This is a genomic window from Streptomyces sp. NBC_00654 (assembly GCF_026341775.1).
Classification (GTDB): Bacteria; Actinomycetota; Actinomycetes; order Streptomycetales; family Streptomycetaceae; genus Streptomyces.
In genome coordinates, this window is record NZ_JAPEOB010000004.1 from 346,085 (window position 1) to 358,841 (window position 12,757).

A 12,757-nucleotide genomic window follows, 5' to 3' on the forward strand; every position below is an offset into this window, starting at 1 on the left:
GACGATGACTTGTGGGCACGCGTGAAGCTGCTGTTGCCGTCCTGGCCCGAGCGGTCGCGGCCCGGTGGGTGACCGGTATTGCCTGCAAGGCATCTGGTACGTCTTCTGCAGCGATGTCGCCTGGCAACTGCTGCCCTCGGAGCTGAGGTTCGGCTCCGGCCAGACCTGCTGGCGGCGCCTGACATCACCTGATCCGTGACGGCAAGGGCACGTCATTCCACGGCACCCCGAGTACGTCCTGGGCGACAAGGCATACGGCTCCAAGGCCGTACGCCACGCGTTGCGGCGCCGCAGGATCATGCCGGTGATCTCCCGCAAGGGATCCCGAACATCAAGGGCCTGGGCAAGCTTCGCTATGCCGTCGAGCAGACCTTTGCTCTGCTCCACCAGTTCAAACGCCTGCCCGTGCACTGGGAACGGCGAGTTGAGCTCCACGAATGACTCATCTCGTTGACCTGCGGCATCATCTGCTGGCGACGCCTCAAGAAGCACTGAGCATGACTCTGTTACGAGTTCATGGTGCTTCGCGTCATGGCCTGGTGTCTCCGTTCCCAGGGGACGTCCGCGCGGAGCTCCCACACCGCAAACGGGACCCGCGACATATGCGTACCCAGCCTCCCCACTGGTTGGCAAGAGCCATCATGTCGAGCAAGGTCATTCCGGCCAACCTTCGCTCCAGCGGTTGTCATGACACTTCGTCATCCGCTGTCCTGGTTGCACGACAGACGATGGCTGGGCTTGATCGGCTTTGACGGACATTCGAGATCTGGGGTTCAGCCCGGGATGAGTGAGGCCCCAATGGCGCTACAGGTCAGCCTTGCCGACCTGTAGGTCGGCAAGGCTGACCCCCCGCTCGTCGGACGCCACCACGCCACGCCACGCCCCGGACCCGGGGCGGCTTCGGCTGTGACGGACAAGCACCAGCAACAGTGGCTGGGCCGGCAGGTGGTTCGGTCCGGCCTGGCGGCCGTCCGGCTCCCGTACCTCCGCACGCTGGAATTTATGCCTTCCCATATCCGAGGTACCGTTCTGTGGCTGAGGTCTACAGCCTTTCCGGTTCGAAATGGACTGCTTTATTCGAACACTGAGTATTCATGAGAATCGGCCATGAATTGGGTGGTTGGGGGCGTGTCCTAGTTTCACCAACTGAACATGTGCATCTTTCTTTGCGCCCCCCGCCACCTCCTTCCCGTAGCCAGCCGCCCGCGCAGCGGGCTTCTGGCTCTGGAGGCGAAGCCGGAAGGGCCCGGTGGGGGAGCGGAGCGGACCCACTCCAGTCCACGAAGTGGACGTCATGCTCCGTGCTTCGCACGGAGTGCAGGCCCTGAACGGGCCCGCCTCGCGCAGCGAGGCCCGGCCGCAAAGCGGCCAGCCCTGAAGCGAAGCGCAAGGGCCACACCCGGCTTCGCCGGGTGTGCGGTGAGCGAAGCGAACCGCTGCGCTTGCACAGCGCGCAGCGCTGTGCAAGCAGCTCCTTTCCCCACAAAGTGGGGAAAGGAGCTGCGAAGCCGTGAGCGAAGCGAACGGCTTTCCCTTGCACAGCGCGCAGCGCTGTGGGACCCGCTCCTTTCCCCACTTTGTGGGGAAAGGAGCGGCGAAGCCGTGAGCGAAGCGAACGGCTTTCTCTTGCACAGCGCGCAGCGCTGTGGGACCCGCCGCGGCGCGGGCGGGTCCCACAGCGCTGCGCGCTGTGCAAGAAAGCCGTTCGCTTCGCTCACGGCTTCGTTGCTCCTTTCCCCACAAAGTGGGGAAAGGAGCGGGTCCCACAGCGCTGCGCGCTGTGCAGGGAAAGCCGTTCGCTTCGCTCACGGCTTCGCAGCTCCTTTCCCCACTTTGTGGGGAAAGGAGCTGCTTGCACAGCGCTGCGCGCTGTGCAAGCGCAGCGGTTCGCTTCGCTCACCGCACACCCGGCGAAGCCGGGTGTGGCCCTTGCGCTTCGCTTCAGGGCTGGCCGCTTTGCGGCCGGGCCTCGCTGCGCGAGGCGGGCCCGTTCAGGGCCTGCACTCCGTGCGAAGCACGGAGCATGACGTCCACTTCGTGGACTGGAGTGGGTCCGCTCCGCTCCCCCACCGGGCCCTTCCGGCTTCGCCTCCAGAGCCAGAAGCCCGCTGCGCGGGCGGCTGGCTACGGGAAGGAGGTGGCGGGGGGCGCAAAGAAAGATGCACATGTTCAGTTGGTGAAACTAGGACACGCCCCCAACCACCCAATTCATGGCCGATTCTCATGAATACTCAGTGTTCGAATAAAGCAGTCCATTTCGAACCGGAAAGGCTGTAGACCTCAGCCACAGAACGGTACCTCGGATATGGGAAGGCATAAATTCCAGCGTGCGGAGGTACGGGAGCCGGACGGCCGCCAGGCCGGACCGAACCACCTGCCGGCCCAGCCACTGTTGCTGGTGCTTGTCCGTCACAGCCGAAGCCGCCCCGGGTCCGGGGCGTGGCGTGGCGTGGTGGCGTCCGACGAGCGGGGGGTCAGCCTTGCCGACCTACAGGTCGGCAAGGCTGACCTGTAGCGCCATTGGGGCCTCACTCATCCCGGGCTGAACCCCAGATCTCGAATGTCCGTCAAAGCCGATCAAGCCCAGCCATCGTCTGTCGTGCAACCAGGACAGCGGATGACGAAGTGTCATGACAACCGCTGGAGCGAAGGTTGGCCGGAATGACCTTGCTCGACATGATGGCTCTTGCCAACCAGTGGGGAGGCTGGGTACGCATATGTCGCGGGTCCCGTTTGCGGTGTGGGAGCTCCGCGCGGACGTCCCCTGGGAACGGAGACACCAGGCCATGACGCGAAGCACCATGAACTCGTAACAGAGTCATGCTCAGTGCTTCTTGAGGCGTCGCCAGCAGATGATGCCGCAGGTCAACGAGATGAGTCATTCGTGGAGCTCAACTCGCCGTTCCCAGTGCACGGGCAGGCGTTTGAACTGGTGGAGCAGAGCAAAGGTCTGCTCGACGGCATAGCGAAGCTTGCCCAGGCCCTTGATGTTCGGGATCCCTTGCGGGAGATCACCGGCATGATCCTGCGGCGCCGCAACGCGTGGCGTACGGCCTTGGAGCCGTATGCCTTGTCGCCCAGGACGTACTCGGGGTGCCGTGGAATGACGTGCCCTTGCCGTCACGGATCAGGTGATGTCAGGCGCCGCCAGCAGGTCTGGCCGGAGCCGAACCTCAGCTCCGAGGGCAGCAGTTGCCAGGCGACATCGCTGCAGAAGACGTACCAGATGCCTTGCAGGCAATACCGGTCACCCACCGGGCCGCGACCGCTCGGGCCAGGACGGCAACAGCAGCTTCACGCGTGCCCACAAGTCATCGTCCACGGTCCACGGCCGAGTACTCACACACCACGAACAGCCGAAGCAACCACATCGGTCACGCCCAACCAGGCCCAACAACCAACATCTCGCTACGAGTTCATAGTCCGCCCACTGCAGTGATCTCTTGGAGCACGATGCGCCTGCCCTCGCGCGCACCTACTAGACGCCCCCGGCTGTCCCCTGCCTACAAGGCAGGACTCGCCGGCCTGATGGGAACCACGGTCGAGTGGTACGACTTCTTCGTCTACTCCACCGCATCCAGCCTGGTCTTCCCAGAGTTGTTCTTTCCCGACGTGCAGCAATCCACCGGTCTGCTCGCATCGTTCGCCACCTTCTGGGTTGGCTTTCTGGGGCGCCCGATCGGCGCTGTTCTATTCGGTCACTTCGGGGACCGGCTCGGACGAAAACGCAGTCTGCTCACGACACTTGGGCTGATGGGAGCAGCTACCGCAGGCATCGGACTACTGCCTCGTTACGAGGAGGCGGGAGTCATCGCTCCCGTGCTGCTGTGCGTCCTGCGGCTCATTCAAGGAGTCGCAGTGGGTGGCGAGTGGGGCGGCGCGGTACTGCTGGCCGGCGAACACGCGCCACAGGGGCGTCGGGTCATCCTGACGGCCATGGTGCAACAGGGCACACCGCTGGCCTCCATCCTGACCAGCGCCGTCTACCTTCCGTTCTCGCAGCTGGGCGACGGCGAGTTCCTGACCTGGGGCTGGCGGGTGCCTTTCCTGCTCTCCATCCCCCTCATGGCCGTCGGCCTGGCCATACGACTGGCGGTGCCCGAATCCCCGGAGTTCGAGCGACTGTCGGCGCAGGGCAAGGTGGCCTCTGCCCCAGTGCGCGACGCCGTGCAACGCCACTTCCCGAGGATTGCGGTGTGCGTCGGTGCCTGCGCCGTCCCAGTTGCCGGGACGTATCTAGCCGGCACCTTCGTGCTGTCCTGGGCGACCGCGCACATCGGCTTTCCCCGGGAGAAGGTGCTGAGCGTGGTGCTACTCGCGGCGGTCGCCCGGTTCCTGGTCCAACCCCTGGCTGCGATAGCCGCCCAACGCTTGGGGGCCGCACGCATCTGCGCCCTTGGCCTGGCTCTGTACCTGCTCGCCGTTCCCCTCACTGTCCTTTCTTTAGGCAGTGGTTCGCTGGTCCAGATCACGCTGGGGGTGTGCGCGTTGGAGTCCGCCAGCGCCATCGTCTACGCGGTGATCGCCGCCCTGCTCACCGATGCCTTCCCAGTCCGGGTTCGCTACACCGCGATCTCCTTGGCCCAACAGCTGGCCGGTGTGGTGTTCGGGGGTACGGCTCCGGTCCTGGCCCAAACCCTGGTCACGGCAGGACATGGCTCACTATGGCCGGTGGCCGTCTACCAGGCGCTCCTGGCCGTCCTGTCAGCCTGCTGCCTACTGGCTCTGACATCCGCCCGCCGCAATGCCACGGCATCTGCGCACACCGTCGGGAAGTGACCAAAGCGCCAGAGTAATTTCTCTGGAGCAGCGCCTCATTACAACGGCTAACACAATGAGTTGATCTGTCGGCGGGTGATCAGGCAGCAGGCGAGCTTGAGGAAGGCTTCGTGGATGTCGGCTCGGCGTTCCCAGCGGATGCGGAGGCGTTTGAAGCCGTGGAGCCAGGCGAAGGTGCGTTCCACGACCCAGCGGTAGGTGCCCAGTCCGGTGCCGTGGCCGGCGATGGCCGGCACGATCCGGCGTTGGCGGACCTGGTCGCGGTAGATGTCGTGGTCGCATCCGCGGTCGGCGAAGAGCGAGTCGGGCTTGCGTCGTGGGTGACCGACCCCGCCTCTGACCGGCGGGATGGCGTCGATGCCCGTGTGGAGCACGAAGAGGATGCCGCACAGCACCTTCCGGTCAGGCAGCGGCTTCCGGCCCGGGAGCCGGAACCGACGCTCCTTGCGCGGCAGGAGCGCGGCTCGATCCGCTCCCACAGGTCATTCGACGCAATCCACGGCGAAGTCCCCATGCACCGCCAACGCCCAACTCCTGACGCGGACACGGCCACCAAGGCCCAGCCACCTCATTGTGTTAACCGTTGTTAGCCGGGCTAGACTCTCCCTCGTTTGGCAGACGCCGGGTTGGCTCCTGCCTTCGTTGGGAGACCTCGGCTAGGAAGGGCGAGAGATGCGCAGTAACGGATCGGCCCGCAGCGAGGAAGACCGTCCGCTGCTCCTGCAACTCGAGCAGCCCCTCAACAAGCTGATCGATGCGCTCTATTCCGACGAACGCACCCGTCCCGGTTACGCGCGGCTCGCCAAGGAGATCCGCGAGACGACCGGAGTCACCATCTCCGCTACCCATCTCTGGGAATTAGCCACCGAAAAGAAGCGCTACTTCACACTGGAACAGCTGGACACTCTCGCTCGGTTATTCGGTGTACCACTCGAATATTTCCACAACGACGAAGTGTCGGAACGGGTCAATGCCCAACTAACGCCGGCCACCGCACTGCGCGACACCAAGATCCGCAGTCTGGCGTTACGCGCCGAGAGGCTCTCGCCCGCCAGTCTGGACGCCCTGCTCACGATGGTCGACGAGGCTCGCAAACTGCAAAACCTCTCGGCGAAGAGTGACCCGAATTCTTCCGCAGCCGGATCCCATGGCTGAGGAAACGTTCCTGTTGGAACATCCAGATGGGCCGGGTCCGTTTTTCTGCCACTGGCGCTCCGGAGCGCACGCATCCCGGAAGCGGCCGACCTCCCCCATCGCCGTTTTCGTAGACCCGCAACGGGGTTACCGGCCTTCGGAGTTGGCATGAATACCGGCCTTTTTCGCAGGCCGGGAGGCTCTTCGTAATGTGGATGTGGCGATCAGTGCCGTGGCAGGACCGGGTGAACAGCACCGAAGGATGCCCGACGTGATCGATGCCAGCAGCATCGACGTCGACCTCGGCCTGGACGTCGGCAAGGGCGAACACCACGCCACCGCACTCACCCCCACCGGCAAGAAGCCCCTCCACAAGCGCCCGCCCGACAGCGAACCCGAACTCCGCGAAGTCTTCGTCAAACTGCAGGCCGAACACGGCACCGTCCTGGTCATCATCGACCAGGTCGCCTCCATCGGAGCCCTGCCACCGACCATCGCCCGCGACCTTGACCGGCATGTCGCCCATCTGCCCGGCCTGACGATGCGGCGGATCGCCGACCTCCATCCCGGCGAGGCCGAGACCGACGCGAAAGACGCGTCGATCAGCGACATCTTCACCGCGCTCGACGAACAGACCGTCGTCGTTCCCGGCACGGACTCGGCCGCATTGATCGTCTCCGGCCTCATCGGCTCACTCCAGGCGGTACTTGACCAGCGCACACTCCTGGCCCACCGGATCCAGGAACTGCTGAAGGCCCCCTCTTTCGAAGGTCCCGATGTCCATGCCCGACATCGGCATCAGGGCAGGAGCCCGCATCCTCATCGACGCCGGATACGGCACCGCGTTCCCGTCCGCGGCCCATCTCGCCGCCTACGCGGGCCTCGCCCGCACAACCCGCAGCTCCGGGTCGTCAATTCGGGGCGAACAGCCCTCCAGGAGAGGAAACAAGCAGCTCAAACGCGCCTTCTCCCTCTCCGCATTCATCACCCTGGCAAGACCCGGCCTCCCGCACCTACTACGACAAGGAGATCGCCCAGGGAAAGCACCACACCCAAGCCCTCCTCTGCCTCGCCCGACGCCGAGCAGACGTCCTCTTCGCCGTGCTCCGCCACGGAACCTTCTACCGACAACAAACCACCAACCCCCACTCACCCCTTGACCAAGGTCATAGGGAACCCCCACGCAGGCTATTGGGAGAACCATGCCGAATGAATACGCTCAATTGCACCAGCGTTGCCAGTCGGTCCTAGAGCAACTCAATGTGCCACACCCCTTCACCATCGATGCTCTGTGCCAGGAGCTGTCCGTCCAGCGGGGACGGCCGTTACATCTGCATCCGCTGCCTCAAGAGGCTGTCAGAAACAATATCTGCGGTATGTGGCTCGCCACCGAGACCGACGACCACATCTTCTGCGAGCAGCGCACCAGCCGAGTGCACAGAGAACACATCCTGCTGCATGAGATCGGGCACATGCTGTTTGACCACCGCGGCATAGACTTCGGCTACGGCGAGGCGTCTCAAGCGCTTCTGCCCAATCTAAGCCCGCAGTTGGTGCAACGGCTACTCGGCCGCACCAACTACACCAGCCGTCAGGAACGGGAGGCGGAGATGCTCGCCAGCCTGCTGCGCATCCGAGCTTCGCAGTCCGCCACCAAAGCTCCGCACGGCGTGCTGGGCCGGCTGGAGGTCGCGCTGGGGCGCGCGCGCCGCGGATGAGCGCTGGACCCTCCGCTGTGCTGAGCTGGTTCAACTACTTCTGCGTGAGTTGCCTCTGGCTGGCTCTGGCACTACGTGGCTCTACCGCTCTACGGACCCCTGAGCAGCGCGGGCTGTGGTTGGCCGTGGCCACCGCTACGGTTGCCATCACTCTCACGCTCCCCGCCGCGACCCAACTCGCACTCCAGGCCACTGTAGAGGGACATTCCATTGTCCTGGCGCGGAACCTGATCGGAGTGCTTTCGTCGGGGGCAGTGCTGTACTTCGTCTCAGCCACCGTCGGCGGCCGATCACTTCTGCGCGTGTGCTCTGTGACGATCCTGGCCATGGTGTCCCTGCTCATCACGGATGCCTTGGCTCCACCGCACCAGGGACACACCGCCACGGGTCACGGTGCACCGGACCCTTCCACCGCCTATTGGCTCATCCTGGTCATGGTCCATCTGATCGCGGACTTCTCCTGTACCTCCCTGTGCCGCCAGTACAGCAGGCGCACGTCGGACCCCGTCCTGAAAGCAAGCTTAGGGATGTTCGGAATCGGCACAGCGCTCTCTTTCCTGTACTGGCTCTGCCAGCTCATCAGCCTGCTGTTCCACTCCGAACGGCTGATGCCATACCTCCCGTATGTCATGGGCTTTCACGGGCTGTTACGGGCGATCGCTCTATTGGCACCCACACTGTGGGCTGTGCGGGGCGCCGTCACGGAGATCTGCACCATCTGGCGCCTGTGGCCGCTGTGGCACGACTTGGTACAGGCCACGCCAGACGTCGCGTTCCTCAAACCTCGCCACCGCCTGCTCGAGATCATGTGGCCGCAGGCAACTTGGCAGCTGCTGGCCTACCGCAAGATCATCGAGACTCGCGATGCCATCCTCGTCCTCAACGACTATGTGGCCGAAGGTGCGTGGGCTCGCGCGCGCCGGCATGTCGCGCGTATGGATGTCGCTCACTCCAAAGTCGATGCGACGGTACTCGCGTGCGTGATGGCGGGGGCACGCAACGCCAAGCTCGCAGACATGCCCCAAGAGCAGTCCGCCGACAGTCTCGTCAACTTCGACAAAGGCGACCTCGACAGCGAGAAGTCCTTCCTCCTCGACATGGCGCGAGCTTACGTCTCGCCTCCCACCCGGAAGTTCGTGATCCATGCGGATACGTCCACCAGGAAGTAGGAACTCGTCACGAGATCTTGGTTGTTGGACGTGATCGATGTGGGTGTTTCGGCCGTTCGTGGGGCACGCGTCAAGCCGCTGTTGCCACCCTGGACCGAGCGGTAGAGCCGGCTCTGCCACGGGCGCGTCAGGCCTCTTGCTGGGGCCCTGACCCTGCCATGGATCCTGAGTCACCTCGAGCCGGGCCCCTGGGGAAGCGGCCTGGCCCCAGTCCGTTACGGGCGCGGGGGACGCGCCTCGATTCGGTAGTCGAAGGCGGCACCGCCGACGCCGACCGCGGTCGCCCCGCCATCGACCGTGAGGACGGAGCCGTTGACGTAGGACGCGGCGGGTGACAGCAGCCAGTCGATCGCCGCGGCGACCTCCGCCGGATCGCCCGGCCGACGGGCGGGAGTCAGCCGGCTCGCCTCCGCATAAGCCTCCTCGACACCGCCCGCCAGCTCCTCCTCCGCCGCGAACCGCGCCATCCGGCCATCGGCCATCTCCGTACGCACCCAGCCCGGACACACCGCGTTGGCCCGCAGCCCCTGCGGCCCGTAGTCGACGGCGAGGGAGCGGCACATGTGGAGCAAGGCCGCCTTGGACGTCGCATAGGCGGCGTTGCCAACGCTGTTACGAAGCGCGGCAACCGAGGCGACCGCTACCACCGCACCGCGGGTCTTCAGCAGGTGCGGCAGCGCGGCACGCAGCAACAGGAACGGGCCAGTGAGGTTGGTCCGTATCAGCTCTTCCCAATCCTCGACCTCGGTGTCGCCGACCGCGCCGCCCCGCCCGATTCCGGCGTTGAGTACGACACCGTCGAGTCTCCCGTAGGCCTTCACCGTCGTCTCGACGAGTTCGCAGACGGCCTCGGGATCCGCGACGTCTGCAGGGTGGGCCAGCGCTCCGGTCTCGGCAGCGACCTGGTGCAACAGCTGCGGTCTCCTGCCGGCGATCACGACATGGTGTCCGTCGGCCCGTAACAACCGTGCCGTCGCAGCACCGATGCCCGTCCCCCCTCCAGTCACGAGAAAAACTCGCTCACCGGTCATGAACGTTTGAACTCCTCACCTCTTGAAAGCGTGCAGTTCGATCATATGCAGCACTGTCGAATCCGGATGGCCCCGCTCTTGTTCGCACATGTCAATGGCTGGTTGTGTCGCTGACGATGATCAATCGTGGCTGAATAGCGGCCTCGCAATTCCCCAGGCTGCAGTTCTGCTGAGCGTTCAGACGCTATTGGCCTTCCCGCTGTCACCGCCTCCTCTGTGGAAATGAGTGGGCGGTGCTGGCGGAGTCGGAAAACTCCCCTCATCTGGGTCCAGGCACCGGACGATGCCGTGCGCAAGCCGAAGCCGCCGGTCCGAACCGAGCCGAGCCGAGCCGAGCCGTAGGAGCGTTCCTCGGTGTGGTCGCCATCACGAAGGCCGAACGTCGGCTCCCTGACGGAAATGAGCGTGAGGAATTCTGGCGCAGCCAGGGGGATATCGACGCGACCGATTCGGAAGCCGAGCTACTGAGCTGCTGAGCTTGAATGTGTAATGTCGGTGCCAGCACTGCCGCAACGGGACGCGCCGCCGCCCCGTTTCTCAGTGACGATCGAAGATGTCGCTGTCGACGGGACGTTCCCCGCCGAAGAGTTCACGGAACGCGTCAGGGCCTGGGCCGCCGCCGCGGTCGACGCGTGGAGCCGCAGAACGTGACCGGCCATGGGCCCGTCGAGGAGTGAGCCCACAGACTGATGCCGCTGTCGGGTACGGGGCTCCGCCGTCGCGCGTGTCGTGCTGTATGGCGTCGGCTTCCAGCACCGTGTCTGTACGGCGACCGGTGTAACTCCCGAGCTGAACGCGACAGTTGATGGCTGACGTGATGAGTGATGCCGAGGCCGGGAGACCGCCGTGGATGCCGTCGATGACGGTCCGGTTATCGAGCTGGTGGCCCGGGCCGAGGCCGGCGGAGTGAAGCTGACCGGCGACGGTGGCCTGCTGACGGAGCTGACGCGCAAGGTGCTGGACCATACGCTGGAAGGCCGCGCTCAACGCCTTCGACGGCCGGCTCACCTCCGGACGCCGACAGCAATCAATCAACCGAGTTCCACCGCTCGCCTCCACGACGCCGTACGCGAGTCGGCCACGATGTGCCCCGGGGCAGCGATCCGGCTCGGGGAGTCGTCGTGACTGCCGCACCCGATCGAGGCGTGATCGTCGGTGCCTCGGAGGCCGGACTGACTGCCGCCGAGACCCTGCGCCGGTCGGGCCACACCGGCACCCTCACACTCATCGGCGACGAGCCAGGGCCCCTTACGACCGACCCCGCTGTCGAAGGAGATCCTCTCCGGCGCCTGAGCCCCTGACCGGCTACCCCCTGCGCACCCGACGCTTAGCCGGCTGTGCGGTTCAGCGTCCGCGCCGCCTCATATAGAGGCCGAAGGCCCGGTAAACCATCGGCCGCAGCGGCAGGTCCCACTCGCCGACGTACCGCATCGCCTGGCCGCCGGTGCCGACTTTGAACTGGACAAGGCCGACGTGCGGGTCGTCGGCGTCGAGGGTGGGGGTGATGCCGCGCAGGTCGTAGACGTCGCATCCGGCCGCGAGCGAGTCGCGGATCATCGCCCACTGGCAGGCGTTGGAACCACGCACGTCGCGCTTCGCGGTGGAGGAGGCGCCATAGGCGTACACAGCGTGGGCGCCGACGCGGACCAGGACAGTGGCGGCGGCCAAGTCGCCCTGGTGGCGGGCCATATAGAGCTTGATCCGCTCGGGGTCCTCGGCACTCAGCGCCGCGAACATGGTCTCGAAGTATCGCAGCGGCCGGGGTGTGAAGTGGTCGCGCTCGGCGGTGTGGACGTAGAGGTCGTGAAACGCCTTGAGGTCTTCCGCGCCCCTGTCGCTGACCGTGACCTCGACGCCCTCCTTGGCCGCCTTCTTGATGTTGCGGCGCCACTGCTGGTTCATGCCCTTGAGCAGCTCGTCCTCGGTCCTGCCTGCCATCGGGATCTCGTACTTGAACTGTGGATGCCCGACCCCGAACCCGTCCTCCGGGCTCTGCGACAGCCAGCCGGCCTCCCGGAGCTTGCTGCCCACGCGGGCACCGACCGGGTCGGACCAGTGGCCGGAGATGTCGGTGAGCCGCTTGCAGCCCGGGTCGGCGATGCCCTCCTTGACCTGGGCGGCGCTCCAGGCGTCTGTGCGCACCGGCGGGCCGAGCCGGATCGCGAACGCGCCCTGGGCCTTGAGATGGGTCGCCAGCGGATCGAGCCAGGCACCGATCTCGCCACTCCAGTCGATGACCGGGCCCTCGGGCAGATACGCCAGCGTGTAGCGGTCGAGCCGCGGCACCGGGCGGTGCAGTACGAGCCCGGCACCAACCAGGCGCCGACCCAGGAACCAGCCGAGGGACTCGCTGCGCCACTCGGTCTTGACGCGGCCCCACGCCGGGGTCTGCAGAAAGCTGACCGACCGCTGGGCCTGCACGAACGCCACATGCTCGGCGTCGCTGATCGGCCTGACGACCGGATTCCCGGCTGCAGTCCGCATGAGTTCGCTGGAGGGGTTGATGGACATGCCGCCAGTCAATGTAGTGGTGTGTTGCCCGGGCGTATGCGTTTCTCGATATGCCGACGATATGTCACCGCCCGGCGGCTACCCATCTGATTCTGGCCACCACCGGCCGGCGGCTCCACGCCGCGGACCAGGGTTTGGTCGATCCGCGCCACCTCGCCGGCCGGCTGAAGCCGAACCCGTCCCCGGCCACGTCCAGGACCGGGCGCAGCCGCGAGGTGAGGCCGTCGACCCGGTCATCCACGGTGCCGTTGAAGCCACCGAGCACCGGCACCCGCTCGCTGCGCCCGGCGGCGACGGCCTTGGCGAGCTTCGTCGCACCGGCGTCCCGCGAGTCCGTCCGGAAGTCGCCCCTGCGTATCCCCCTCACGGACCCGGATGCGCCACGTACACCGCCGGCAGCCCCTTCTCGGTGGCC

General features: G+C 65.7%; 8 protein-coding genes and 6 pseudogenes. 9 read left to right on the plus strand and 5 right to left on the minus strand.

Annotated features, from left to right (window positions below; all coding sequences use genetic code 11):
• Positions 1-58: 58 nt before the first annotated feature.
• A pseudogene (locus tag OHA98_RS43025) lies at positions 59-199 on the plus strand (IS5/IS1182 family transposase); the annotation flags it as partial.
• Between the two features lie 2,921 nt (positions 200-3,120).
• Here OHA98_RS43025 and OHA98_RS43030 read toward each other — a convergent pair.
• Positions 3,121-3,261: pseudogene (locus tag OHA98_RS43030) on the minus strand (IS5/IS1182 family transposase); the annotation flags it as partial.
• 267 nt (positions 3,262-3,528) lie between these two features.
• On the opposite strand from OHA98_RS43030, the gene OHA98_RS39665 reads away from it, so the two are divergent.
• Positions 3,529-4,779, plus strand: a complete 1,251-nt coding sequence (locus OHA98_RS39665; protein ID WP_266933023.1) for an MFS transporter — start codon at positions 3,529-3,531, stop codon at positions 4,777-4,779.
• Between the two features lie 47 nt (positions 4,780-4,826).
• On the opposite strand, the pseudogene OHA98_RS39670 reads toward OHA98_RS39665, so the two are convergent.
• A pseudogene (locus OHA98_RS39670) lies at positions 4,827-5,138 on the minus strand (transposase); the annotation flags it as partial.
• Between the two features lie 313 nt (positions 5,139-5,451).
• Between OHA98_RS39670 and OHA98_RS39675 the strand changes: the two are divergent.
• The 4 genes and pseudogenes from OHA98_RS39675 (at position 5,452) to OHA98_RS39690 (ending at position 8,800) form a co-directional block, all read left to right on the plus strand.
• Entirely contained in the window at positions 5,452-5,934 is a 483-nt protein-coding gene (locus tag OHA98_RS39675) for a hypothetical protein (protein ID WP_266933022.1), read from the plus strand.
• 241 nt (positions 5,935-6,175) lie between these two features.
• A pseudogene (locus OHA98_RS39680) lies at positions 6,176-7,038 on the plus strand (transposase); the annotation flags it as partial.
• A gap of 77 nt (positions 7,039-7,115) precedes the next feature.
• Positions 7,116-7,631: a hypothetical protein gene (locus OHA98_RS39685; RefSeq protein ID WP_266933020.1), complete on the plus strand. Its 516-nt coding sequence runs from the start codon at positions 7,116-7,118 to the stop codon at positions 7,629-7,631.
• Positions 7,628-8,800 carry an MAB_1171c family putative transporter gene (locus OHA98_RS39690; protein ID WP_323179715.1) on the plus strand — a complete coding sequence of 391 codons (1,173 nt, stop codon included), beginning with the start codon at positions 7,628-7,630 and terminating at the stop codon, positions 8,798-8,800. The genes OHA98_RS39685 and OHA98_RS39690 overlap by 4 nt, the downstream gene beginning before the upstream one ends.
• Positions 8,801-9,015: 215 nt before the next feature.
• Here OHA98_RS39690 and OHA98_RS39695 read toward each other — a convergent pair whose 3' ends face one another.
• Positions 9,016-9,831 carry an SDR family NAD(P)-dependent oxidoreductase gene (locus OHA98_RS39695; RefSeq protein WP_266933017.1) on the minus strand — a complete coding sequence of 272 codons (816 nt, stop codon included), beginning with the start codon at positions 9,829-9,831 and terminating at the stop codon, positions 9,016-9,018.
• Between the two features lie 489 nt (positions 9,832-10,320).
• On the opposite strand from OHA98_RS39695, the gene OHA98_RS39700 reads away from it, so the two are divergent.
• The 3 genes and pseudogenes from OHA98_RS39700 to OHA98_RS39710 form a co-directional block, all read left to right on the plus strand.
• Complete coding sequence (locus tag OHA98_RS39700) at positions 10,321-10,482, plus strand: DUF5946 family protein (RefSeq protein ID WP_266933015.1); 162 nt, start codon at positions 10,321-10,323, stop codon at positions 10,480-10,482.
• Between the two features lie 195 nt (positions 10,483-10,677).
• The gene (locus OHA98_RS39705) at positions 10,678-10,956 is read left to right on the plus strand and encodes a hypothetical protein (RefSeq protein ID WP_266933013.1); all 279 of its coding nucleotides are present in this window, start codon (positions 10,678-10,680) and stop codon (positions 10,954-10,956) included.
• Positions 10,953-11,121: pseudogene (locus tag OHA98_RS39710) on the plus strand (NAD(P)/FAD-dependent oxidoreductase); the annotation flags it as partial. The gene OHA98_RS39705 and the pseudogene OHA98_RS39710, both read left to right, overlap by 4 nt.
• A gap of 54 nt (positions 11,122-11,175) precedes the next feature.
• Here the strand turns inward: OHA98_RS39710 and OHA98_RS39715 are convergent.
• Complete coding sequence (locus tag OHA98_RS39715) at positions 11,176-12,342, minus strand: peptidoglycan bridge formation glycyltransferase FemA/FemB family protein (protein ID WP_266933011.1); 1,167 nt, start codon at positions 12,340-12,342, stop codon at positions 11,176-11,178.
• A gap of 110 nt (positions 12,343-12,452) precedes the next feature.
• Positions 12,453-12,757: pseudogene (locus OHA98_RS39720) on the minus strand (hypothetical protein); the annotation flags it as partial.

Coding starts and splice junctions, on each gene's coding strand:
- OHA98_RS39675 (WP_266933022.1), top strand. CDS start 5,452: ATGCGCAGTAACGGATCGGCCCGCAGCGAGGAAGACCGTCCGCTGCTC.
- OHA98_RS39715 (WP_266933011.1), bottom strand. CDS start 12,342: ATGTCCATCAACCCCTCCAGCGAACTCATGCGGACTGCAGCCGGGAAT.
- OHA98_RS39700 (WP_266933015.1), top strand. CDS start 10,321: ATGTCGGTGCCAGCACTGCCGCAACGGGACGCGCCGCCGCCCCGTTTC.
- OHA98_RS39665 (WP_266933023.1), top strand. CDS start 3,529: ATGGGAACCACGGTCGAGTGGTACGACTTCTTCGTCTACTCCACCGCA.
- OHA98_RS39690 (WP_323179715.1), top strand. CDS start 7,628: ATGAGCGCTGGACCCTCCGCTGTGCTGAGCTGGTTCAACTACTTCTGC.
- OHA98_RS39685 (WP_266933020.1), top strand. CDS start 7,116: ATGCCGAATGAATACGCTCAATTGCACCAGCGTTGCCAGTCGGTCCTA.
- OHA98_RS39695 (WP_266933017.1), bottom strand. CDS start 9,831: ATGACCGGTGAGCGAGTTTTTCTCGTGACTGGAGGGGGGACGGGCATC.